Genomic DNA, 24,809 nt, shown 5'->3' on the forward strand with positions numbered 1-24,809 from the left:
CATATATGACCCCTCCCATACCCTCCCCTTGAAGTAAGGGGAGGACTTAAAAACCAGTTCCTCCCCCTTTTTAAGGGAGAGGTTAGGAGGGGGGCTTATAAGTTGAGAGTGGCATGGTATATATAATTTATGGCTTTAATATAATAGTCAACAATCAGCCATTAGATAGTTGTGACTAATCTGACTTTATCTTATCATGGTAATGAGTTAATGGATATTTTATTCATCCTCTGTTAAGGTTTAAATATTAATCATATGAATAGTTATTGAGAGCCATCATGTCTTTTGCCGCTCTGCTGATTTTACTCAGTCTTATATTAGTCGTACCATTATTTTTTGTACTCAAAGAGCGCAGTATCCGTCAGCACAATAATATGGCTCAACGTCATCGACAATATTTACAACAACACGCCCTTACTCAAGCTAACACTGCCCAACCCACTGATACTCTCTCAGATGATACAAAAACAACTGCTGCTACCTTAGCAGTTATTAAGTTTTCTAAACATCACCTTTATGTCAAGCTATTACACAACCAGCGTGTTCCGCAAGCCTTTCGACTTATCATGGATGAGATTGGTGAACAATATGAATCCACACACCATGAGCAACTTACCGAATCGCAACTATTCACGCTTAATAAACTGATTGATGTTCGTATTCCTGAACTTATCAATAACTATTTACAACTTGATAGCAATTATGCAAACTCTATTGTTATCAATAAAAAGTTAAATGTTACCAGCTATGATATTGTGATGGCACAGTTGCAATCTATTCTAGACTTTAGCAAACAACTCAATATGCAAAGCCAAAGTGGTGTGGTAGATAAGCTACTTGCCAGCCAAATATATCTAGAGCAGATATATCAAGACAGCGGTATGAAAAATAACTCTTTGAGGCTAAAGTAACGATATTACTTCAAACTGACTGTGACACCAGTACAATACAATTTATTCCTGTACTTTTGCCCGAATACGATAACGACGCAGTTTTAGTTTACTCGGCTTGCCTTGTTTAGATTTTGGTCTTAGTGAACCTAAATAAATTGCCAACATGGTGATGCTTGCACCCAACCATTGTAGCCCATTAATCGGCTTATCTAACCATAAATAATCAATCAATAATGCTGCAACAGGCTCACTTAATAACAGCAGACCTGTGATGCTCAGTGACAGCTTGGGTATGCTATAGGCAATTAGCCCCCAAGCCAAACACTGCATCACCGCACCATACACCACAATCCAACCTATCTCACTCATACTAGTCGGCAGGATATGCCCTGCATCAAATAACCACATCGGTATTATCATCGCCAAAACCCCACCGATGCTGACTCGCTGCATCAATTGTAAAATTGGCGTGGGCTGCACCTCATGCGTCAGGCGAATAAATACCATGGATAACGCCAGCATACCACCTGAAACAATGCCAGTGATAAAGCCATAGGCGGCTTGTTGATTGTGACGAAACTCGGGACTGGCAATCATCACCACCCCACACATTGCCAATAAAAAACTAAACCACTGCAATAATGAAGGACGTTCAGCAAAAAATACAATACCAATGGCGGTTAAAAAGAAAATCTGTAAGCTGTTGAGCAAAGTTGAAATACCCGGCCCAACGGCATAAATACTCTCATGCCACAGTGCCAAATCTATCCCTAAAAACACTCCAGATAATAAGCCATACTTGATGGCTTTCGGTAATACGGCTGCTGACTTATGGTGATCTGTATTTTGACTTTGCCGTTTTTTTGCTATCTGTGCTAAGGCAGTAAAAATTACTCCTGCAACTGCCAATCGCCAAAATGACATGGCAAACCCACCCACAGATAAATGTGCGACAATCAAACTGCCCATACCAAAAATAACACAGCCTATCACTAAGCCTAATGAGGCACTACGGGTAGAGATAGCCATAACCCTCCTTGTATTGTTCAAATTGTATTGTTCAAATCATATTTTTAAGTGGTATCAAAACCCTAATTTTAGCACCAGTAGCGCAAAAAACCGCTAAAATATTACCATCTATTCAGTTATTTAACAGTGATTAAGAGACTATCTATGCCATATTTACAAACACAAATTACCCTGCCCGCCCATCAACGTGGTGTGCATATCATTACCCCGCATATTACACAAGCTGTCAGTCAATTAGTTGATAAGCAAACAGACGATGCCAAGAGAAAAAATAAGTCAAATCGTACTGTCTCAGGGTTGGTACATTTATTTTTACAACACACCTCTGCTAGTTTGGCTATTAATGAAAATGCCGACCCTGATGTCAGGCTAGATACCGAAGATTGGCTCAATAAAATTGCCCCTGCTGACCAACCAGAGTATCGCCATACTTTTGAAGGCTCAGACGACCTGCCTGCCCATTTTAAATCAATGATGTTTGGAGTGAGTTTAACCATTCCTTTGATTGAGGGGAGATTAGGATTGGGGGTTTGGCAAGGTGTCTATTTATGTGAGCATCGCAATCATGCCAGTGGACGTAAGCTAATCATCACCGTCGGGATCTAACCAAACACCTTGCCACGGTGAACCTTGTCGTTCACCGCTTGCGTCGGGAAAAGTGTCCCCCAGACACTTTTTAATCCCTCCTCAGGCAAGGTGTTTATTTATGTGAGCATCGCAATCATGCCAGTGGACGTAAACTAATCATCACCGTCGGGATTTAATCATAGAACTTACATGATTTTATAACCAAGATAGGGATTTAATATATGTCACAATATAACTCAATTGTTACCATCGCTATTTTATGCTTAAATAACCAACACATTTAATGAGTAGGACACACATCATGCGTAGTTTTAATGCGTCATCAAGCTTTTGCAAACGTGACAGCAAACATAGCAGCAAGTGTAGAACTAATTATCTAGTTGCAACGCTGTTATTAAGTATATGCACCCTATCTGCTTGTCAAAAGCAGGACAATGCTGAGACGCAAGCAGAGGACATTCAGGTGACAACAATCACCCCACCAGCCGAAGCAGCTTCTACAGCCACAACGGACGCTCAAACTGATACAGCAGAAAAGGTAGCGCAGCAAGACGAAACCAAGCAACTCTTAAATGAGCAAGCAGGCGAACAAACCAATGATGGCGCAGTAGAAGTGATTAGCAATGATGATATACCTACCACTGCTCAAGCAGATAATCAGCTAATTGCAGATGACATTGCTAAAGAAAAACAAATTACCGATGTTGAGTATCGCAGTGAATCAGGTGGCACACTAAAAGTCACTTTTCAGACTTCTGCCACGGCTGAGCTACAAGCCAATGTATTATTACCCTCAGGCAAAAGAGTGTTGCTCACTGCGCCACCTGCACAAGGTAATAATCCCACCTATCGCTCACAAGATGGCAGTATTGAGCTGGTTAGCCATAGTGGTGGTGGCTCAATTGATTTGGTACAAAATGGCAAAATCACTAATTTTGATGCCACCAGTGCCGAAGCAGAAGTGGTGGTCAGCCAATAGTTATTAATAAGCCATAGACATCACTGCCTATGGCTTAAAATAACATGACACATATAGTCAATAATTAATAGCCTCTTTTAAAACCCTGTCACTCGCCCAAACACATCAACCAACCAATGCGCAAATAGCCACATCAACCAGCCCATAATAACAATCACAATCAGCCCTAAAATATCAGGAATATGCAAATATAGCCAAGCCATAATTGGATTACGCCAAATGGCTGACTGACGTTGTTTTGCCTCAAGTGCTTCATGCAAAAAGGGACGCTCTATATGTGCTGTGTTATCAATACCATACTCTTGCACAATATGCTCATGCACGATATCCAGCGTTTTGCGACTTGGACGAATAAAAATATCCGTTACTGTGCCAGCCACAGGAATAACACCCAGCAGCATATCCATCAATGCCAGTTTAACGGCTGGGGTCATTTTACTGCTTGGTACGCCAAGCCTGCGCCCCAATACAAACGCATAGCTGGTTAGCATAAATCCTGCTAAGTCGCCCAATACTGGCACAGTTGATAAAGCCGCATCCACACCCAAGCCCTGTTTCGTAAATGGGATACGCACCAATGAATCCATGGTATTGGCAAACTTTGCCAATTGCCGCTCAGTGGCAATGACCTGCTCATGGGTTAAGCCTTGAGCTTGCAAATTCTCTATAAAATACTGCTTCCGTTGCTGCTGTATATTGATATTGTTATCATCTGTTATCAAGTCACTGTCTCGCTTATACCCGCTTATAATAAACTTGTAATAATATTAAACAAACTACGAACCCATCACTGCCCAACTACAGCTAGTTGCCACTACAATAAACACATAGCGTCCCACCCAGATATTAGCCAAAAATGCTTGAAAGCATGGCAATGGCTCACGGCTAAGGCACTTCTTATTTTGTTTGGCAAACATCATCGCCACCAAACCAAGCGCAAACACTGGAATAAGTCCCAACGAAGTTGGGGCAAAATAATGCCACAACACAATGCCCATAATCAGCAAAAATAACGTCTGCAAAACAGCGATGATAATGACATCAAAACGCCCAAACAAAATGGCAGTGGATTTAACCCCAACTTGTAAATCCTCGGCTCTATCTGCCATCGCATACTGGGTATCATACGCCACCGTCCAGCACATATAAGCAACAAATAATAGCCAACACCAGATATCAGGCGCACCTTGAATGGCAACGTATGCCATCGGAATTGCCCAACCAAATGCTGCTGCCAAAAATAGCTGCGGCAGATGAGTAAAGCGTTTCATAAATGGATAAATAAACGCCAATGCCACCGCAATCAATGACCAATAAAACACCTGCACAGGCAAAAAAAACAGCAAGCTGGCACTAATCCATGACAAAATAAGAAATGTCCACACCGCATCACGTCCACGCAATCGCCCATCTGCCAATGGTCGCCCTTTAGTACGCTTCACATGTCCATCAACTTTACGGTCAGCAAAGTCATTAATCGCACAGCCTGCCGCGCGCATCAGTGTTGCCCCAATTGCAAAAATCACAAACACTTTTAAGCTCGGCAATCCTGCTATCTCACCAGTTGCTTGTGCCTGCCCCATTGCTGCTAGCATCACCCCCCACAGCGTTGGCCATAAAAGCAGCTCTATACCCACAGGTTTATCAAAACGGGTCAGTTGAATAAAAGCAAAAAGCTTGTCTTTTAGGCTAATGGACTGTCTATCGGCTATCATGTTTGCTCACTTACTGATGATGGTTTTTATTTTAAATTTGAGTTTTGTTCCTTATGCACTTGTTGCCAAATCTCATTTGCTTCTAGCAAAGATAACTCAGGGAATTGCTGACGTAGGGCTTTGATGGCAGCTATTTTATCTTTACCCTGTTGCTGACTTTGTAAATAAGCCACATACTGCTCATTACCACCCAGCTCTTGTAAGCGTTTTTTGAGCTGTGCTACTTGTTGTCGATAAGCCAGGTTTTTTATAAATAAAACAGCCACTACTACCACCACCACTATCACCAACATAATTAGCCATAAATACACGGCAATAAGGGATAGATTAATATTCATCATTATTTACCAGTATAAATTAACATCAAAATTCTTGATTCTTACTCATGTTCACCATGCCATAAAGCCAATTCCTTATCATTTAGTGGCTCGAAAAATGCAGGGTCTAATCTACGACCTGTTTTTGCTAATCGTCCTGCTTGACGCTTAAGTTTATCGGTAGGACTGGCTGCGGATAAGGTTGCAATGGGTTTGCCTGATTGCACAAATAAAACTTCTTCACCCGCCTGTACCCTATGTAACCAATCACGGGCTTGTTGAGGTAACTCATTAATTTCTATTAACATCTCACTAATCCTTATCAGCTATATTTATTAACAAACAGCCATCAAACAAAATAACTATCAAACAAAATACCCATCAAAGCGTATCACATTATTTTGCCATATCTCATCAGGTGTGCGCTCTGCAAAATTTGGCGCATTTACAGGACGCTTAACCACCACTCGCCCACCATCTTTTACTCTAGCCAAAGCATTATCCAATAACTGTTGCTGTGCCTGCAAATCAGGTGGCGCAACCAATCCATGCAATGCTTGCATGTGCTTACCCACTTTTGCCCCTTTGCCTGTTTGGCTATTTTCATAGCTGTCATCAGGGAACATTGGGTCAAGATAAACCACATCGACTTTTTGTTCAATATATTCAATATGCTCAATTTTCTCAAAATTTGTGGTTAAGTATTCTTTAGCATCAATACAAACAATACTTAATCGAGCCATCAATTTTTGCCAGTTTTTCTGCTGTACCATTTTTTGCTGCTCAGCCAATAATAACAACGCCAATATTGGCTGTTGCTCTAGCATAGTGACTTTTGAGCCACTACTTGCCAGTATCAGGCTATCATGACCAAAGCCTGCGGTGGCATCAATCACCTGAGAGTCTGCGGTCAATTTTGCTGCTTGTAATAACAGCTCTGATTTTCGCCCTGCACTAACAATACGTCGCTGTAAACTGACCCAATTTGGTGACACACTGATGCCATCAATCAGTAATGACAATTGCCCTTTTTCATCAATAATTAACACAGGTTTTTGTAATTGTGCACTGATTTTTTGGCGATTTTTTTGGCTTAATTTGCTATCAGTTGACTGATAATCTAGCGCAATGGGCAGATGATGGGTGGTTATCAACTCAGAGACTCGCGTCAACTGGGCTTTAACCACTGCTGATAATTCTTCACCACCACGAGGATAAAGTAATAGATGATGATTATCACTGTCAGATTGTACGCTTGTCATACAATGATTTATCCTTCAATATCATAGCCAAACACCAATGCCGCCACCAACACCAATACACCTGTGGCAATACGTAGCCATGCAAAAATAGTAAAGTCACGCCGAGATACCCAATCGACTAACCAGCGAATACACCACAACGCCACCACAAAAGAAACCAATGTACCCACACCCAGTATTAACCAGTCTTGCGAAGTTGTGAGCGCATCTTTGTGTTTGAGTAAATCAAGCAAACCTGCACCAATCAACACAGGAATCCCTAAAAAGAATGAAAATTCGGCAGCAGCTTTGCGTGATACCCCAAGCCATAACGCACCAATGATGGTTGAGCCTGAGCGAGAGGTGCCGGGTATTAATGCCAAACACTGGAACAAACCAATCATCAATGCTGTTTTTATACTGATATCTTCAGCTTCTTTTGCTATGATGGCTTTGGGACGTTTTTCCACATAAAAAATCAGCAAACCCCCGATGATAAGCATCACTGCCACAGTATAGGGATTGAATAAATAGGCTTTGATTTCATCGGCAAAGGTAAAGCCCAATATCATCACAGGAATGGTCGCTACTATTAAGCTTAGCCCTAACTGGCGAGGATTTGCCAAGCCTTCTGCCTTACCAGTTAGCAAACCCATAAACGCGTGCCAAAGCCTGCCCCAATAGTTATAAATCACCGCTAATATCGCACCAAGCTGAATAACGACAATAAATAAATCGGCTTTCTCTTTTGTCCAAAAACCCATGATATCAGCGGTTAAAATCAAATATCCAGTGCTCGATATGGGCAAAAACTCAGTAATACCCTCGACAATGCCCATAATAATGGACTGGATAAACAGTAAAATATCCACAAAATGCCCTCTTGAATGTTATATTAATCCCAATTTAAATTAAACGTTATATTGAGAATTGTATTATAGTGCTTGCCCATTATAACGCCACAATCATGCAGTAGTATTAGTGACACATGCTTGTCTTATAGGATAATTATAGTCAATGAACTTGATAACTGTTACGGTGTTAGGCTCGTTTGCTGTACAACCGTACTATCTGCACTTACCTGCCTTGTACCAGTTTATAATTTCGCTGACTATTATATGCAATTGCCCATAGCTTAATTCAGTTTTGTTGTTTTCAAAATGTGCGGTTGAATAATTTGTGCACAAAAAACCATTACTATTATATAGGCGTCCATAAAAAAACACTGTCATTAAGACAGTGTTTTTTATAGTTCACTTAATTTAGGACAATTTAAAGTAATACAATTAACGAATACCAATCATTAACCAATACTGCTGAGTTTTGCCATCACGAGCAGATGCACGTGGTTGGTTAATACGAAGAGTATAAGTGCCATCATAAGGCAATACATACACACCATTCGTTAGCTCAGGCGAATTGACGCCCACATTGACTGAATCGCTTAATTTGCTATGAAAAAGATACGGCTCAACATTACCCCCTGACAATTTCACTTGTAGCTTTTGTCCTTTGCGGGCACGGAACGTATAGTCATGATATTTATAACCATTAACTTTACCAGTATAGTGGGCACTAGAAGTACCACGTTTAAACTGTACATTAACTGTTTTTGCAGCATTATCTGCTGTTGCAGCTAGTACTGCTGGGCTCGCAACCAATGTTGAAGCGGCAATCAGTAAAGATGCGGTTAATTTTTTCATTATCATCTCCTAAAAAATAAAAAAATACTAAACAATTGTCGTTTATATTTTTAAGCCGATATAAACTGGCGAATATAATATAATAGTCTGTTTATTTTTCTTGATATTCATTTGTAGCTTTGTGTTGTTTTTATATATATTATCCTTAACAAATAGTTAAAGCTCCCTTTAATAACCGACATTTTTCTACTTTTACCTGCTTTAATCCCTTGTTTTATTCATCATTTATATATAGGAAAGTTTAGTGAGCCAGCCTATCCCACTTATGCACCAGCAAAATATTCCAGTCACTGACCCACAAGCAGGGTTACGTCTGACTGAGATTTTCTACTCACTGCAAGGTGAAGCGTTAACATCAGGATTGCCTACCATATTTGTACGCTTAACAGGGTGTCCACTACGCTGTGTGTATTGTGATACTACCTATTCATTTTCAGGTGGCAAGCGACAGTCACTTGATGACATCATGGCAGATATTGGTCAATATCCCTGTATGCGTGTGTGTGTTACTGGAGGTGAGCCATTAGCACAGCCCAATGCCATTGCCTTGATGCAAATACTATTAGATAAAGGTTATGAGGTGTCATTAGAGACGGCAGGGGCGTTATCAGTGCAACGTGTTCCCAGTGCTGTTAGCAAGGTGATGGACATTAAAACTCCAAGTAGTGGTGAGGCGAGTAAAAATTTATGGGAGAATTTAAATTATCTAACCCAACACGACCAACTAAAATTAGTGATTATGAATCGAGACGACTATGATTGGGCAAAAGCCAAACTTTTTGAGTATGAATTAGATAAAAAAGTGGGTACAGTATGGTTTTCACCAATGTTTAATATTGACCAAATAAGCAAAGATAGCAGTGAAGTACCTGTGCTGGCTCGTCAGTTAGCTGAATGGATTTTAGAAGACGCACTACCAGTACGCTTTCAGTTGCAGTTACACAAAATCATTTGGGCAGATGCCAAAGGTAAATAACACCTACACCTATAAGATAAGGCAAATAAGGGACTATAACATTTCATGATAAAACTGATTTTACTCGGACTGGTGGCAGGGGCATTTTTTAGCTCCACTTTTGTACTCAATGAGTTGATGAGCGTGGCAGGGGGACATTGGTATTGGTCAGCAAGTTTACGCTATGTGTTTATGCTGATACTACTAACAGCCATTATTACTTTTCAACATGGGGTGCAGCGTATTGGTGAATTATGGCAGGTGTTTCGGCGTTATTGGCAATTTTGGTGTGTCACTGGTGGCATCGGTTTTGGACTGTTTTATGCTGGCATTTGTTACGCTGCTGACCATGCCAGTGGCTGGGTAGTGGCATCGACGTTTATGTTTACCGTGGTCGCCAGTTTGTTTGTGCTCTATGCTTTTGGGCGACGCTTTGATAGACAGGTGATTGTTTATGCGGTGATGATATTTATTGGGGTGGTGTGTGCCAATATCAGTGAGGCGATGCACACTGCCACTATTAATACCACCGTTAACACCCCTGCCAATCCCCTAATACCCAGCACTGAAGGTCTACTACAGATATTGCTATTTGGTGCATTGCCTGCGCTGATAGCTGCTTTTAGCTATCCCATCGGCAATCAGCTTGTTTGGCAAGCGTCACACAATGCAGCACAGCGTCATAACACTGCTGCCACCACATCATCGGCACAGCTTGTCAGCTCATGGCAACGCCACATTCCCACCATTGATACTGAACTGCTCGGCAACGGGGTGAATAATGCCTTTAATAAAGTATGGCTGATGACATTGGGTAGCCTGCCTTTTTGGCTACTACTTGGGGTGTTGATACACCCTAATTTGCCCAGTATGACACAAGCCTTTAATACTTTTTTGGTCGCTTTATGCTCAGGGGTGATTGCCACCAGTCTATTTTTGTATGCACGCGGGCAAGCAGACAGCACCCAAGAGGTCGCTGGAGTCGATGCCACCCAAGCCAGTGAAGTGATATTTGCGCTTATCGGTGGGGTGTTATTATTAGGCACGCCACTACCATCGCTATTAGGTTGGATTGGTATTGCACTGATTGTATTGGGGTTGGTGTTGTTTGCGGTCAGACAATAGGCTAGTTTTTGAGCTATTTAAGAACCTGTATTCACAACCAACAATGGTCGCTTTTTGCCTAAGATAGACGTACTACTGCGTTAAATTTTGGATTAAATAGAATGACTATTCGCCCCAAAATTTGCCTTGTATTACGCCATTTTAGTCTAAAAATCCTCTAATTTTGGATTATGAATACAGGTTCTAAGTATGTATGGCTGTCATCAATACCCATTGACCATGTGCTCACTGCTTTACCACTTACAATGTTATCAGTGTCATCATTGCTTAGGGGTTATTAGCACTTAGGTGGCTTGGGTGCTTTATTTGTCGTATTGGACTCTTCAATGGCATCAATATAATCAATGATTGTTGCCGCATTTTGTGAGGCTTGGGGCATTAGCTGAGTTCCTAGAAAATCTGGCTCAAGTCCTAAACTGTAGGTCATTTGCATTATCCATTGATAAAAGTTTAAAAACACACGTTCATATTCCTCAACTTCTATACCCTGTTCAATGGCATGCTCTATCATCAACGCTTTCGCACCTAGATTTAGCCCCAAAGACGCACATTCGCTATTCACTCTGGCAAAAGCTTGGTGACCAAGCTCTAAACGCTGTTTATACTCTTCAAAACTCTCATCATCATCCATAATCATCTCTCTTTTTAAAGTAAACATTAACTAGCTAACATCACTTGAACAAATGCCATTTTATAACAAACCGTTCGAGATATTTAACAGCATTTGACATCTTACTGTATCTTAGTATCAATTAAAATTGCTATTATTAGCAGCCAAAAACGGCAAAGCTTAACCAGCCATTATTAAATAAAACAGTGTTAAATTAAAGCGTGTTTAGCTCAAGATAGCTAGATTAAAGACTATTTTTAAGTTGAAAATTGTTAGCTGAAAGTCAAAAAAAGGAAAGCGCATGCGCAATAGCAACCAAACCCATAATAGCAATCATACCCAAACTCCGCTAAACAGTACAACCACACAAATACAGCAGCAAGGCGTAAAACCGTTACTGGCAGTGTATTTTAAGGGTATGGCAATGGGTGCTGCTGATATTGTACCCGGTGTGTCAGGGGGAACGATTGCGTTAATTACAGGGATTTATCAACGACTGATTAATGCGTTGAGTCAAATTGGTATCGGGCTCATTCCATTATGGCGCAAACATTGGCAACAACATGGCTTTGTCAGTGCCATTAAAGCAGTCTGGCAGCAAGTCGATGCCACCTTTTTATTGTGCTTGATTGCTGGTATTGCGACCAGCTTTGTGACCTTGGCAAATGGCATTAAATACTTATTGGATTACCAACCGTTATTAATTTGGTCGTTCTTTTTTGGCTTGGTGATTGCTACCGTATTTATTTTATTGACCGAGGTTAAGCGTTGGACGGGAGCACGGGCATTATTATTCGGTGTGGGGGTGATTGCCGCAGTATTGATTAGCAATGCCCCCTTATTATCCACCACCCCTAGCCTACCCTATTTGTTTTTTGCAGGCGCAATTGCCATTTGTGCGATGATATTACCAGGGATTTCAGGATCGTTTATTTTGCTACTGCTTGGCGCGTATGATGCGGTGTTACAAGCGGTGCATGACTGGGATTTTTCGGTTATTTTTACCGTGGTTGCTGGTATGGCAACAGGGCTGCTGGTCTTTACTCGCCTATTAAAATGGCTATTACACCGCTACTATCAAGGTACATTGGCATTATTAACAGGATTTATCGCAGGCTCATTGGTGAAAATCTGGCCGTGGCGTACCGAAGAATTAGGCAATTTAGCGCCTTGGCAATACTTTGAAGTGATGGCAACACAGCCACAAAACGGACAAATCACTCACTGGGCATTGTCGCTCGGACTCATCATCATTGGGGCGGTGGTGGTCACAGGCTTATCATGGTGGGGACAGAAATATCAAGCGCACAATGTGGCAGAATAAATGGTTATTTATTGCTAACAACTGCTAAGATAAACATAAGATAGCTTTAAGCAAAAAGAGGACATACTATGCATGATAATAAACGGACAGCCCTATCTAAAAAATCAAAAAAACTGCCCATCGGTATCCAAACCTTTGCCGATATTCGCAATGAAAATTTTTATTATGTCGATAAAACCAAACATATCCTAGAGTTGGTCGAATATCGCTATATCTTTTTATCCCGCCCCAGACGTTTTGGTAAAAGCCTAACCCTAGACACCATCGCTGAATTATTTGCAGGTAATAAAGAGCTGTTCACAGACCTGTATGCTGAAAATAATTGGGATTGGGACACCACTTATCCTGTCATACGCCTCGGCTTTGCTGAAGGCATTATGTGGGATAAACAAAAATTTGAAACCAACTTACAAAATCAACTTGCCAATAATGCCAAAAAACTTGGTATTACCCTAAATAAACCTGAGCAAATCGCTAATAGCTTTCAACAGCTTATTGAAAATGCGTATGACAAATACCAACAAAAAGTGGTTATCTTAATAGATGAATATGACAAACCTATTTTGGATAATCTGACCAAACCAGAGACTGCCTTAATCATGCGAGATGGCTTGCGAGATTTGTATTCTGTGATTAAAGGACAGGACGCTCATATTCGCTTTGCGATGCTGACAGGGGTATCCAAATTTAGCAAAGTGAATTTGTTCTCAGGGCTAAATAACTTACATGACATCACTATTCATCAAAAATTCTCTGCGCTTTGCGGCTATACTCAACAAGAGTTAGAAACTGTCTTTTCCCCTGAGTTAGAAAATGTTAATGATGAGGAGATGGCAAGAATCAAAGTCTGGTATAACGGCTATAACTGGACAGGCGAATCAGTGTATAACCCATTTGATATATTATTATATTTAGATGAAAAGGTATTCCGCCCCTATTGGTTTGAAACAGGTACACCAACTTTTTTGGTTGATAAAATGATGGAGGAGGGCATTAGTAGCTATGAGCCAACACAACAGCTTGCTGATGACCAGCTATTATCCAGCTTTGATGTGGGTGATATCTCACCGATTGCCTTAATGTTCCAAACAGGTTATCTCACCATCAAAGCCACCAAAATATTGGTTGATAGCCCTTATTATCAGTTAAATTATCCCAATAAAGAAATCCGCCAAAGCCTCAACCAAACGCTACTGATGCGTTATCTACCTAATAATAACTATAAATCACAACAGGTTCGCCTTGTGCCGTTATTGATAGCAAATGACTTTGACGGTATTCACGAATTGCTAAATGCCTTTTTTAGCTCCATTCCGCATGATTGGCATAGAAATAACAATATAGCACACTGCTCTTTTATAAAAAGCGAGGGATATTGGGCAAGCGTATTTTATGCTTACTTTGCCAGTCTTGGACTGCAAGTAGTGGTCGAGGATAGCACCAATCGTGGGCGTATGGATATGACGGTGGATTTTAATGAGTGTATTTATATTTTTGAATTTAAAGTGATAGAGCAAAGCAAAAAGCCCAACTCAGCCCTTGAGCAAATCAAAGATAAAGGCTATGCCGATAAATATCGTATGCAGGGCAAGGCTATTTATTTAATTGGCGTTGAATTTAGCGAAAGCAGTCGAGAAGTAGCGGATTTTATGGTGGAAGAAGTGGTTTAATTAGATTGGATTATTTTAATAAGGATATGATATGAGCTTTGTTGCAGGAACATTAGTACATACAGATAAAGGCTTAGTTGCTATTCAAGACTTAAAGGTGGGAGATTTGGTGCTATCAAAGCCTGAAGATGGTAGTGGTCAGGTAGAGTACAAGTCCGTACTTAGTACCTTGAAATCAACAAGCAAAAGAAAACTGTTTAAAGTTGAATACTTTAATGAAGCTGTACAACAAAGCGGTGAGAAAGGTTTAAACTACCTATTTTGTACCGGTGACCACCCTTTCTATGTGAGCAGAGAAGCAGTGACCGACGCTGCACAAGAGCTAAAAGGCGAATGGCTGTCTGCTGGGCGATTGCCACCGGGCTATCTTACCGCAGCTAATGGTGATGTCATCGCCCTTGATGACTACTCGTTTATGCCTGTGCGTACCCTGCCCAACTATCCAGAAGGCTGTGCTTATATCCAAAACATTCAAGACAAAGACCTTTGGGAAAGTGGAGGTGTCATTCAGTTTGTGCAATTTTCAGATACTGGTTATCAGTATGTGAGTCTGGCAGAGACGCCAGCACAGTTTAAACGCAAGATTAAAACATTAAACTGGCACACTTCTGATGCTAAGTTGCTGATTAACCAAAACAACCCATTTATGGTTGACCCAGAGCTATATAAAATGTTGAATGTTAGACTCTCTCAAGATAAAAAGCCTGCATTACACAGTGCTGAAATTTATCTAACAGAACTAAGTAAACCATTGATTCTAGATGGTAAAGTCATTCAAGAAAACCGCATTGCTGATATAAAGCTGGTAGAAAAAGCGATAAAAAACGTCAAAAAATACGGTGATGCCACAGGGTTAAGCGACACCAGTCTGCATGAGCAGATGGAGAATTATTATGACGATTGCCCCAATCCTTTTAAGGATTATGTTTATAATTTAGAAGTCGCTGACCATCATACTTATTTTGTTGGGCATGATGGGCTATGGGTGCATGAATAAAATCAATCAATCAAGGAAATAAGATGAGCTTTGTTGCAGGAACATTAGTACATACAGATAAGGGTTTAGTACCGATACAGGATATTAAAGTTGGTGACCTTGTGTTATCCAAGCCTGAGGACGGTAGTGGTGAGCCTGAATACAAACCTGTGCTAAGTACCTTGAAATCAACAAGCAAAAGAAAACTGTTTAAAGTTGAATACTTTAATGAAGCTGTACAACAAAGCGGTGAGAAAGGTTTAAACTACCTATTTTGTACCGGTGACCACCCTTTCTATGTGAGCAGAGAAGAAGTGACCGACGCTGCACAAGAGCTAAAAGGGAAATGGCTGTCTGCTGGGCGATTGCCACCGGGCTATCTCACCGCAGCTAATGGTGATGTCATCGCCCTTGATGACTACTCGTTTATGCCTGTGCGTACCCTGCCCAACTATCCAGAAGGCTGTGCTTATATCCAAAACATCGAAGACAAAGACCTTTGGGAAAGTGGAGGTGTCATTCAGTTTGTGCAATTTTCAGATACTAGTTATCAGTATGTGAGTCTGGCAGAGACGCCAGCACAGTTTAAACGCAAGATTAAAACGCTAAACAAACACACTTCTGATGCCAAGCTACTGATTAACCAAAACAACCCATTTATGGTTGATCCAGAGCTATATAAAACATTGAATATTAGGCTAAGCCAAGATGAAGATCCTACATTACATAGTGCTGATAGCTTTTTAGAATCTGTTTATCAACCTTTGATTTTTGAGGGTAAAGTTATTCAAGAAAACAGCATTGCTGATATAAAGCTGGTAAAAAAAGCGATAAAAAACGTCAAAAAATACGGTGATGCCACAGGGTTAAGCGACACCAGTCTGCATAAGCAGATGGAGGAATATTATGACGATTGCCCCAATCCTTTTAAGGATTATGTCTATAATTTAGAAGTCGCTGTCCATCATACTTATTTTGTTGGGCATGATGGGCTATGGGTGCGGGGTTTATAATACGATAAATAGAGATAAGATAGCAGATGTGACCGCTAGCCCTGATAGTAGCGGTATCCTGTCAGTCTGGGCGAGTTGCGGTGGCTATTTTAGAAAATCGCAGATTTTCTCTTGCGTCAGGGCAAGTGTCCCCCAGACACTTGCTTTATCCCTCCTCATATCGAGGTAACAGCAATGTCTCAACTCGTGCCACCGCCTCGCCTAGGCTGACAGATACAAGCGGATAGCAGGATTAGCTATATAAAAATCTTAGTTAATCAGTGTTTTAACATCGACATAATCAAAACCTAAAGCATCAGCAACCGCTTTATAAGTCACTTTACCATCAATGGTGTTGATGCCTTTTAATAATGACTCATCTTCAAGACAGGCTTTTTTGTAGCCTTTGTCTGCCAATGCGAGGGCATATCTTAAGGTGGCGTTAGACAGTGCCATGGTTGAGGTGCGAGGCACAGCACCGGGCATATTGGCGACGGCATAGTGAATCACGCCATGTTTGGTGTAAGTCGGCTCATCGTGGGTAGTGATGCGGTCGGTGGTTTCAAAGCAGCCGCCTTGGTCGATGGCGATGTCCACCACAACACTGCCCTCACTCATAGAAGCAATCATCTCTTCGGTGACCAGCTTGGGTGCAGATGCACCGGGAATTAATACCGCACCGATGACCAAATCACTGGCTTTGACGCTGTTAGCGATATTTAATGGCGTTGACATTAGTGTCTGTACGCTGTTGCCAAATAATTCTGAGAGTTGTTTAAGACGTTTGGGGCTTAAATCCAAAATAGTCACGTCTGCTCCAAGACCGATTGCCATTTTGGCGGCCTCTGTCCCAGCGACTCCGCCACCAACGATGGTGACTTTACCTTTTTGCACACCGGGCACACCACCGAGTAAGATGCCTTTACCGCCATAGAATTTTTGTAAAAACTGGGCACCGATTTGGGTGCTCATACGTCCTGCCACTTCACTCATCGGGGTGAGCAGGGGTAAGCCATCGGCAGTTTGTACGGTTTCATAAGCAATACCAGTGACTTTATTATCAACCAGTGCTTGAGTTAAGCCTTTTTCGGCTGCCAAATGTAGGTAAGTAAATAGGGTTAAGCCTTCTTTAAAATATTGATATTCGCTGTCTAATGGCTCTTTGACTTTGATGACCATATCCACGTCCCACGCTTCTTTAGCAGAGTCAACGATAGTTGCACCAAGCGCTTGATAGTCTTCATTATTAAAGTGTGAGCCTGCACCAGCATTGGTCTCAACCAACACTTTATGCCCACGCTCGATTAATGCTTGCACACCACTGGGGGTTAGGCCTACCCGATTTTCGTTATTTTTAATCTCTTTTGGAATGCCAATTAACATGTTTATCTCCATATAATTTTTTGCTTGTTAGGGTATAACTATTTGTTATTATCTAGTTATGTGCAGATTGTAACAGGCGAGTGATTACTAAGGATAATTGAGTATTTTAAACATAATTATACAGATGGCATAAAAAATAAATCACTGCTAATATGGAACGTATATTAAAAATTTTGTCTTATTTTTCAAAGACATATTTTGATATTTTCCTTTATTTAATTATTTCGCTTATAATAGAAGCCTTTTAATAGGCAACTTGGGAAAATTATTAACTAATTTTTACTAAAAAATTATAGTCAACCTAATATAATTTCACCACAAATCAAGTAAATGCAGATAGTAACTGTTTTTACAAACAAGTATGCTAAGCAAGGTCTATCCGTGGTGAGATTATTTATAGTGGACTGCCCTTAACAATTATTTTTAATCGCTTAATAATTTATGTTGCAACATACCCATAAGTTGACTGTTACCAATGATTACTTTATCACTCATTAACCTTTTTCACTGACTAATAAGATAGCAACCATGACCGAGCAAACGAACGATACTGCCACACCTGATTATAAAGATACGTTAAACCTCGCTGATACGGCATTTCCAATGCGCGCCAATCTGGCAAAGCGTGAGCCTGATTGGCTCAAAGCATGGGAAGCTGACGATGTCTATGGCAAGATTCGTCAATCCCGTGTGGGTAGAGAAAAATATATTTTGCATGATGGCCCTCCATACGCCAATGGTCAGATTCACTTAGGTCATGCAGTGAATAAAGTCCTCAAAGACATTATTACCAAGTCTAAAACCCTATCAGGTTATGATGCCCCTTATGTCCCCGGTTGGGACTGTCATGGTTTGCCAATTGAGCAAAAAGTAGAAGCCAAAGTTGGCAAGGTCGGACAAAAAGTATCTGCCACAGAGTTCCGTGGTTTATGCCGTGAATACGCCCGTAGCCAAGTTGAGCTACAAATGGCAGATTTTAAGCGTTTGGGGGTATTTGGGGATTGGGACAATCCTTATTTGACCATGAACTTTGCACAAGAAGCCAATATTGTGCGTGCCTTGGCAAAAATTTATGCCAATGGTCATGTGACTCGTGGTATGAAGCCTGTGAACTGGTGCTTAGACTGTGGCTCATCACTAGCAGAAGCCGAGGTAGAATATGAAGATAAGACTTCAGATGCCATTTATGTAGGCTTTGAGGTCGTCGATGCGGATGTTGATGCCCTGCTTGGTAGCGGTGATGCTGCAACTGAGGCAAAAGCGGATAAGACGTTTGCGGTGATTTGGACAACCACACCTTGGACCCTGCCTGCCAACCAAGCCATTTCCGTACACCCTGAGCATGAATACAGCGTAGTGAAAACTGAAAAAGGTAATTTAGTTTTGGCAACCGCATTGATTGACGATGCCCTAAGTGCATTAGAGCTCAGCAACCTCGGGGTAATTAACACCCTACAAGGTACTGAGCTTGAGCTGAAAAAATCACAGCATCCACTCATTAGCGAGCGTCAAGTACCCTTTATTTTGGGTGAACACGTCACCACCGATAGTGGTACGGGTTTGGTACATACTGCCCCTGCACATGGTGCAGAGGATTATGTGGTCAGCTTAAGTTATGATTTGCCAGTGACCAATCCTGTGGGTGGCAATGGCGTATATCTGGACACCGCTGAGGTATATGTTGGTGAACATATTTATAAGGCTCAACCACAAATCATCGCTGATTTAAACGAATCAGGGCATCTGTTTAAACACTATAAAATTGAGCACAGCTATCCACATTGCTGGCGTCACAAAAGCCCTATTATCTTTCGTGCCACACCGCAGTGGTTTATCAGCATGGATGCCAAAGGCTTAAAACAACAAGCGTTAAGCGATATTCCTAATGTCACATGGACACCCGCATGGGGGCAAAACCGCATCGAGGCGATGGTCGAAGGTCGCCCTGATTGGTGTATCTCTCGCCAACGTACGTGGGGTGTGCCCATTCCATTTTTTACCCACAAAGATTCAGGCGAATTGCATCCACGTACGTTAGAGCTTATGGAAGATGTGGCAAAAATCATCGAGCAAGGTGGCGTGGAAGCATGGTTTGATGCTGATGCCGAGCAATTTATCGGTGATGATGCCGATGAGTATATTAAAGCATCAGATACATTGGACGTGTGGTTTGACTCAGGCTCAACCCATTTTGCGGTACTAGAGCATACCGATGGCTTGCGTAATCCTGCTGATATGTACCTTGAAGGTTCTGACCAGCATCGTGGTTGGTTTCAGACCTCACTGCTGACCAGTGAAGCCATGTATGGACGCCCTCCATTTAAGCAAGTGCTGACGCATGGCTTTGTGGTGGATGAAAATGGTCGCAAAATGAGTAAGCGTGATGGCAACGTCATCACCCCACAAGATGAAATTAACAAAACGGGTGCAGACATGCTGCGTCTGTGGATTGCTGCCAGCGATTATCGTTATGAGATGAGCGCCGGTAAGCAGTCATTTAAAGGGGCGACGGATATGTATCGTCGTATCCGCAATACCATTCGCTTTTTACTTGCCAATACCGATGATTTTAATCCTGCTACTGACAGTGTAAATATTGACGAGTTGGTGAGCCTAGATAAATACATCATGGTACGGGCTAATAATGTGCAAGATGAAATTATCAAAGCTTATGATGCCATGGACTTCCACCAAGTCACCCAGCAAGTGATGAGCTTTTGCTCACAAGACTTGGGCGGATTTTATTTAGACATCATCAAAGACCGCCAATATACCAGTATGGCAAATGGCGCACCACGCCGCTCAGCTCAAACAGCTATGGTGCATATCGCCCATGCACTCATCCGCTGGATTGCCCCCATCTTAAGCTTTACCGCTCAAGAAGCATGGGAAGCACTGCTTAAAGAGACTGCCACAGGTGAAAATGCCTATGTATTTACTCAGGAGTGGTATGCCTTGCCAGCCGTTAGCATGGACAAAGCCACTGAGCAAGAAGTCACTGAGCAAGATTGGGAAACAATTTTGACCGCCAAAGATGCGATTAATAAGCGCATTGAGACAGCACGTGAAGAAAAACGGATTAATGCCAACTTAACTGCTGGCGTCAGCATCTATGCCACAGGTGATATCTATGACAGTCTAGCTAAACTAGAAGATGAATTGCGGTTTGTACTTATCACCAGTGAAGCAACCCTTGAGCCACTAGACACCCAAACACCACAAGGTGAATCCACAGACATAGAAACTCTACGTGTAAGTGTCGCACCTGCTACAGGAGAAAAATGTATCCGCTGTTGGCATGTGCGTGATGATGTGGGCACAAACAATGAACATCCACAGTTATGTACCCGCTGTGTAAGTAACATTACCAATGTGGGTGAGGTTCGACATTATGCCTAATTCATCTAAGCCGAATTCACCTAAGCATAGCGGGGAGAAATCGGCAGCCACAACAATGAATGGGCTGGATAATCAGACTATCCATAGCAGCACGATGCCGACAGAAGCGACCGACATACAACCTAAGTATGTTTCAGCAGAATCCATCTCTGCCAGTACTGCATTGATTAAAGCACCCAAACTAAATGGCAAACACGCCTTGTTGTGGTATACGTTATCATTATTAGTTATTGTGATAGACCAATGGACAAAATGGCTGGCAGAAAGCACCTTAACCTTTCACCAGCCTGTGCCAGTGATTGAGCCTGTTTTAAATTGGACATTGGCATACAATTATGGGGCTGCCTTTAGCTTTTTGGCAGACCAAGGTGGGTGGCAAAAGTGGTTTTTTGCAGGGTTGGCTTTAGCCATGTCACTGTTTTTATCCATTTATCTGACCCGCACACCACGCAATGCCAAAACCCTAAATATTGGCTTAGCATTGGTACTAGGCGGTGCAGTTGGCAACCTGATTGACCGTGTGCGTCTGGGGCATGTTATTGACTTTATTCATGTGCATTATGCTGATGTGTGGCATTATCCTATCTTTAATGTGGCTGACATGGCAATCTGTGTTGGCGTAGTATTGATTATAATTGATATGTTTTTTTTAGAAAGTAAACGTAATGGCTAAATAAGCTTAGCAAATAAGGAGTCATTTTGACTTTTAATTATGAAATCATCTTAGATATTATTTTGGGCTTTCATGCCTTACTGGTCGTAGTGCTCACTTTGCGTATCTTATGGCGGCATGACTTGACTCCAGCAGCTCGCCTAGCTTGGTTTATTATTATCTTAGTCGTACCCTATCTTGGTGTGATTGTCTATTGGCTGTTTGGTGAAGTGAACCTTGGCAAAAATACTTATACTGAGCGTGAACGCATCATTGCCAATCTACAAGGGCGCAATCCTGAAGTACTTGGCAGTGAGGCACTATTACTAGAAGATGTTGATGATTTATACACCCCCGCCTTTGCTCTAGCAACCACTGCTGAAGGCTTTAAAACCACCATTGGTAATAAAGCCACCCTCATGCCCGATGCACAGACGGCTCGTAGTCGTATGATTGAAGACTTCGATGCCGCAGTTGACCATATCCATGTGTTGTATTATATCTGGCTTAATGATAATACGGGTACAAATACCGCCCATGCGCTGATTCGCGCTGCCAAACGTGGGGTGAAATGTCGAGCCATGGTCGATGCCTTGGGTTCTCGTCAATTTATAAAATCACCGCTATGGCAACAAATGCAAGAGGCAGGTGTCGAAGTTGAGACTGCCTTGCCACTGACGCACATTCTCAAAACCATGCTGGTCAGTCGTGTTGATTTGCGTAATCACCGTAAAATCACCATTATTGATGGTAAAATTACTTATTGTGGTAGCCAAAACTGTGCTGACCCTGAATTTCGAATTAAAGCAAAATATGCGCCTTGGGTGGATATTATGATGCGCTTTGAAGGGCCTGTGGTAGCACAAAATCAGATGTTATTTGCCAGTGATTGGCTGGTGCAAAGACCCGATACACCTCTAGATGCCTTTGTTTATAATACTCAGCCCATTGCAAATGGCTTTGCAGCTCAAGTATTTGGTGATGGCCCGAGTATCCGCCGTGATGCCACACCACAACTATTTTGTACCCTCATCGCTCAGGCACGTGATCACTTAATGATCTCAACACCATACTTTGTACCTGACTATACTTTGATTAATGCCATCTGTGCCGCTGCCTATCGTGGCGTCACCGTTACCATGATATTCCCCCAAAATAATGACTCTGGTGTGGTCGCACTAACCAGTCGCAGCTATTATCGGCAAATGCTTGAAGCTGGCGCACATATTTATGAGTATCGTGGCGGATTGCTGCATGCCAAAACGCTGACCATAGATAATAAAATCACCTTAATTGGCTCAACCAATATGGATTTACGCAGCTTTAACCTTAATTATGAAAATAATATTTTGTTAAATGATGTGACCTTGACTCAAGATGTGATGCAGCGGCAACAAGACTATATCGCAGATTCTAATAAAGTTACCCTAGATGAAGTCTTACAATGGGGATTTTTCCGTCAGATTTGTTGTAATGTGGTGGCAACCATAGGGCCGATTTTATAACCCTGATTATTAGAACCTGTATTCATAATCCAAAATCAGGGGATTTTTAGACTAAAATGGCGTAATACAAGGCAAATTTTGGGGCGAATAGTCATTCTATTTAATCCAAAATTTAACGCAGTAGTACGTCTATCTTAGGCAAAAAGCTACCATTGTGGGTTGTGAATACAGGTTCTTAATTATTCTGATTACATGATTACATCGTTATCTTGCCACCTGATAATAGATATAACAGCCCTGCCAAATTAATGATGACGGTTAAATAATACACCGTACGAAATTCAATCTTTTTTGACTTATGGCGCAGATAAGTCTGTGCCAACATTGCCCCTGCCCAACCCCCAATCAAGCTCAAAATATGTAGTGTAGACTCAGGGGTACGCCACTGCCCACGCTGAGCCGCCGATTTGTCTTTGGCATACGCCAAAAATGTCAGCACACCAATGGCAACATACCAACCCACCACCAACCATATTATTTTACCCATCACTGCCAATATGATTAATAACACATAAAAACCCAAGGCGATAAACAAGCGATTACTTTGATCTGCTTTAAATCTATCTTGATGGGAGGGTGCTTGTTTTTGGCGACTGGCTTTAGGTGTTGAATATTTGCATGAATCCGTTAAAGAAATTACTTTTTTGGCTTGCAAACGCCCCTGCTTATCTTTGCCTATGACAAAAGAAACCCGCTCTCCAAGCTTTGGACGCTGTGTTGATTTATTTGATGCAGCAGACTGATACTCACTAATATGAAAAAATATGGAATCTTCCTCAGAGGCAATAAAACCAAAGCCTTTGTCATCTTGCCATTTCTCGATTTTACCTTGCACCCGTGTGCCTTGTTGCTTTTTTGCCATAACTGTCTGCGACTTTTTGAAAATAATACTATTTTAACAGCTATGTTGACATCTGTTGACATCTATCAATAGCATTGGCACACTAATTTGCCATGTTATGATTTTAGGGGCTTGATTGATAGCAAGCTCATTGATAAAAATAAAATAAGCACAAATTTTAGCAACTCAAACTCATTCAAAGCTTTATAATAGATTCCTTTAATCCCTTATATTTTTGACAGTAATTTACTTATGAATCAACCACAAGTTATTAATCCCAACGAAGATACCCGCATCACTCATGGCAGTCAGGTAAAGCTACACTTTGAAGTGTCGCTCGAAAATGGCACAGTCATCGACTCTACTTTTAGTCGTGATGAACCTGTCAGCTTGGTCATTGGTGATGAAAGCCTGCTAGAAGGCTTTGAAAAAGTACTCATTAACCTACGTGCAGGAGACACCCGTACTGCCCTACTTGAGCCAGCTCAAGCCTTTGGTGAATGGAACGCTGATAATATACAAAAATTTAGTGCAGCTCAGTTTGCCAATGCAGGCAAGCCAGAGATTGGCATGATGATAGAATTTGAAGACAAAGGAAAAAATACCTTACCAGGCGTCATCAGTGCCATCGATGACAACGAGGTCACAGTAGACTTTAACCACCCCTTAGCTGGGCAACCAGTCTATTTTAAAGTGCAGATTTTTAAAGTGACACCCGCAGGTGAGACAGGGATTCAACTAAAATAGTTGACTCAATAAGATGGGTGAGACAGATGTTATATAGAATACCCCACTCTCAACTTTATTTTATAAAATCATATATGACCCCTCCCATACCCTCCCCTTGAAGTAAGGGGAGGACTTAAAAACCAGTTCCTCCCCCTTTTTAAGGGGGAGGTTAGGAGGGGGTCT

Annotated in this window: 24 protein-coding genes; 13 read left to right on the top strand and 11 right to left on the bottom strand. The window is 41.6% G+C overall.

The window, feature by feature from the left end; all coding sequences use genetic code 11:
• The first annotated feature begins 278 nt into the window (after nucleotides 1–278).
• The gene (locus FHK89_RS01025) at nucleotides 279–911 is read left to right on the top strand and encodes a hypothetical protein (RefSeq protein WP_230655842.1); all 633 of its coding nucleotides are present in this window, start codon (nucleotides 279–281) and stop codon (nucleotides 909–911) included.
• A 42-nt stretch (nucleotides 912–953) separates the two neighbouring features.
• On the opposite strand, the gene FHK89_RS01030 is transcribed toward FHK89_RS01025, so the two are convergent.
• Nucleotides 954–1,922 (bottom strand): DMT family transporter, encoded by a 969-nt coding sequence (locus FHK89_RS01030; RefSeq protein WP_230655843.1) that lies wholly within the window; start codon nucleotides 1,920–1,922, stop codon nucleotides 954–956.
• A gap of 144 nt (nucleotides 1,923–2,066) precedes the next feature.
• Between FHK89_RS01030 and FHK89_RS01035 the strand changes: the two genes are divergently transcribed.
• Entirely contained in the window at nucleotides 2,067–2,528 is a 462-nt protein-coding gene (locus FHK89_RS01035) for a secondary thiamine-phosphate synthase enzyme YjbQ (protein WP_230655844.1), read from the top strand.
• A 283-nt stretch (nucleotides 2,529–2,811) separates the two neighbouring features.
• Complete coding sequence (locus tag FHK89_RS01040) at nucleotides 2,812–3,489, top strand: hypothetical protein (RefSeq protein ID WP_230655845.1); 678 nt, start codon at nucleotides 2,812–2,814, stop codon at nucleotides 3,487–3,489.
• A gap of 77 nt (nucleotides 3,490–3,566) precedes the next feature.
• Here the strand turns inward: FHK89_RS01040 and FHK89_RS01045 are convergent, their stop codons facing one another.
• The 7 genes from FHK89_RS01045 to FHK89_RS01075 all read right to left on the bottom strand — a co-directional run bounded on the left by FHK89_RS01045 (nucleotide 3,567) and on the right by FHK89_RS01075 (nucleotide 8,465).
• A complete protein-coding gene (locus FHK89_RS01045) occupies nucleotides 3,567–4,190 on the bottom strand; it encodes a DUF4112 domain-containing protein (RefSeq protein ID WP_230655863.1) in 624 nt (207 codons plus the stop codon).
• A 75-nt stretch (nucleotides 4,191–4,265) separates the two neighbouring features.
• A complete protein-coding gene (gene ubiA / locus FHK89_RS01050; RefSeq protein ID WP_230655846.1) occupies nucleotides 4,266–5,204 on the bottom strand; it encodes a 4-hydroxybenzoate octaprenyltransferase in 939 nt (312 codons plus the stop codon).
• A 26-nt stretch (nucleotides 5,205–5,230) separates the two neighbouring features.
• A complete protein-coding gene (locus tag FHK89_RS01055; protein WP_230655847.1) occupies nucleotides 5,231–5,545 on the bottom strand; it encodes a hypothetical protein in 315 nt (104 codons plus the stop codon).
• Nucleotides 5,546–5,583: 38 nt separating this feature from the next.
• Nucleotides 5,584–5,829 carry a type II toxin-antitoxin system Phd/YefM family antitoxin gene (locus FHK89_RS01060; protein ID WP_230655848.1) on the bottom strand — a complete coding sequence of 82 codons (246 nt, stop codon included), beginning with the start codon at nucleotides 5,827–5,829 and terminating at the stop codon, nucleotides 5,584–5,586.
• A 57-nt stretch (nucleotides 5,830–5,886) separates the two neighbouring features.
• Nucleotides 5,887–6,783 (bottom strand): class I SAM-dependent methyltransferase, encoded by an 897-nt coding sequence (locus tag FHK89_RS01065; RefSeq protein WP_230655849.1) that lies wholly within the window; start codon nucleotides 6,781–6,783, stop codon nucleotides 5,887–5,889.
• Between the two features lie 8 nt (nucleotides 6,784–6,791).
• On the bottom strand, nucleotides 6,792–7,634 hold the full coding sequence (locus tag FHK89_RS01070; protein WP_230655850.1) for an undecaprenyl-diphosphate phosphatase: 843 nt from the start codon (nucleotides 7,632–7,634) through the stop codon (nucleotides 6,792–6,794).
• A 414-nt stretch (nucleotides 7,635–8,048) separates the two neighbouring features.
• The gene (locus FHK89_RS01075; RefSeq protein ID WP_230655851.1) at nucleotides 8,049–8,465 is read right to left on the bottom strand and encodes a hypothetical protein; all 417 of its coding nucleotides are present in this window, start codon (nucleotides 8,463–8,465) and stop codon (nucleotides 8,049–8,051) included.
• 265 nt (nucleotides 8,466–8,730) lie between these two features.
• Between FHK89_RS01075 and queE the strand changes: the two genes are divergently transcribed.
• The gene (queE, locus tag FHK89_RS01080) at nucleotides 8,731–9,441 is read left to right on the top strand and encodes a 7-carboxy-7-deazaguanine synthase QueE (protein WP_230655864.1); all 711 of its coding nucleotides are present in this window, start codon (nucleotides 8,731–8,733) and stop codon (nucleotides 9,439–9,441) included.
• 45 nt (nucleotides 9,442–9,486) lie between these two features.
• Nucleotides 9,487–10,545 (top strand): multidrug resistance efflux transporter family protein, encoded by a 1,059-nt coding sequence (locus FHK89_RS01085; RefSeq protein WP_230655852.1) that lies wholly within the window; start codon nucleotides 9,487–9,489, stop codon nucleotides 10,543–10,545.
• 277 nt (nucleotides 10,546–10,822) lie between these two features.
• Here FHK89_RS01085 and FHK89_RS01090 read toward each other — a convergent pair whose 3' ends face one another.
• Complete coding sequence (locus FHK89_RS01090) at nucleotides 10,823–11,176, bottom strand: hypothetical protein (protein WP_230655853.1); 354 nt, start codon at nucleotides 11,174–11,176, stop codon at nucleotides 10,823–10,825.
• A 280-nt stretch (nucleotides 11,177–11,456) separates the two neighbouring features.
• Between FHK89_RS01090 and FHK89_RS01095 the strand changes: the two genes are divergently transcribed.
• The 4 genes from FHK89_RS01095 to FHK89_RS01110 all read left to right on the top strand — a co-directional run bounded on the left by FHK89_RS01095 (nucleotide 11,457) and on the right by FHK89_RS01110 (nucleotide 16,138).
• Nucleotides 11,457–12,479, top strand: a complete 1,023-nt coding sequence (locus tag FHK89_RS01095) for a DUF368 domain-containing protein (RefSeq protein WP_230655854.1) — start codon at nucleotides 11,457–11,459, stop codon at nucleotides 12,477–12,479.
• Nucleotides 12,480–12,547: 68 nt separating this feature from the next.
• Complete coding sequence (locus FHK89_RS01100; RefSeq protein ID WP_230655855.1) at nucleotides 12,548–14,149, top strand: ATP-binding protein; 1,602 nt, start codon at nucleotides 12,548–12,550, stop codon at nucleotides 14,147–14,149.
• A 31-nt stretch (nucleotides 14,150–14,180) separates the two neighbouring features.
• Nucleotides 14,181–15,146 (top strand): Hint domain-containing protein, encoded by a 966-nt coding sequence (locus tag FHK89_RS01105; RefSeq protein ID WP_230655856.1) that lies wholly within the window; start codon nucleotides 14,181–14,183, stop codon nucleotides 15,144–15,146.
• Nucleotides 15,147–15,169: 23 nt separating this feature from the next.
• Nucleotides 15,170–16,138, top strand: coding sequence for a Hint domain-containing protein (locus FHK89_RS01110; RefSeq protein ID WP_230655857.1), 969 nt, complete (start codon nucleotides 15,170–15,172; stop codon nucleotides 16,136–16,138).
• Nucleotides 16,139–16,387: 249 nt separating this feature from the next.
• Here FHK89_RS01110 and ald read toward each other — a convergent pair whose 3' ends face one another.
• Nucleotides 16,388–17,500 carry an alanine dehydrogenase gene (gene ald, locus FHK89_RS01115; RefSeq protein ID WP_230655858.1) on the bottom strand — a complete coding sequence of 371 codons (1,113 nt, stop codon included), beginning with the start codon at nucleotides 17,498–17,500 and terminating at the stop codon, nucleotides 16,388–16,390.
• A 528-nt stretch (nucleotides 17,501–18,028) separates the two neighbouring features.
• Here ald and ileS point away from each other — a divergent pair.
• The 3 genes from ileS to cls are packed head-to-tail and all read left to right on the top strand — an operon-like array spanning nucleotide 18,029 to nucleotide 23,056.
• Nucleotides 18,029–20,899 (top strand): isoleucine--tRNA ligase, encoded by a 2,871-nt coding sequence (ileS, locus tag FHK89_RS01120; protein WP_230655859.1) that lies wholly within the window; start codon nucleotides 18,029–18,031, stop codon nucleotides 20,897–20,899.
• A complete protein-coding gene (gene lspA, locus FHK89_RS01125) occupies nucleotides 20,892–21,572 on the top strand; it encodes a signal peptidase II (protein ID WP_268992896.1) in 681 nt (226 codons plus the stop codon). Before ileS ends, lspA begins: the two co-directional genes overlap by 8 nt.
• Before the next feature lie 26 nt (nucleotides 21,573–21,598).
• Nucleotides 21,599–23,056, top strand: coding sequence for a cardiolipin synthase (gene cls, locus FHK89_RS01130; RefSeq protein ID WP_230655860.1), 1,458 nt, complete (start codon nucleotides 21,599–21,601; stop codon nucleotides 23,054–23,056).
• A gap of 196 nt (nucleotides 23,057–23,252) precedes the next feature.
• Here cls and FHK89_RS01135 read toward each other — a convergent pair whose 3' ends face one another.
• A complete protein-coding gene (locus FHK89_RS01135) occupies nucleotides 23,253–23,918 on the bottom strand; it encodes a DUF1294 domain-containing protein (protein ID WP_230655861.1) in 666 nt (221 codons plus the stop codon).
• Between the two features lie 231 nt (nucleotides 23,919–24,149).
• Here FHK89_RS01135 and fkpB point away from each other — a divergent pair, with 231 nt between their 5' ends.
• On the top strand, nucleotides 24,150–24,644 hold the full coding sequence (gene fkpB / locus FHK89_RS01140) for an FKBP-type peptidyl-prolyl cis-trans isomerase (protein ID WP_230655862.1): 495 nt from the start codon (nucleotides 24,150–24,152) through the stop codon (nucleotides 24,642–24,644).
• Nucleotides 24,645–24,809 lie beyond the last annotated feature (165 nt).

This window comes from Psychrobacter sp. I-STPA10, assembly GCF_021012795.1.
In the GTDB taxonomy this organism is placed as follows: Bacteria; Pseudomonadota; Gammaproteobacteria; order Pseudomonadales; family Moraxellaceae; genus Psychrobacter.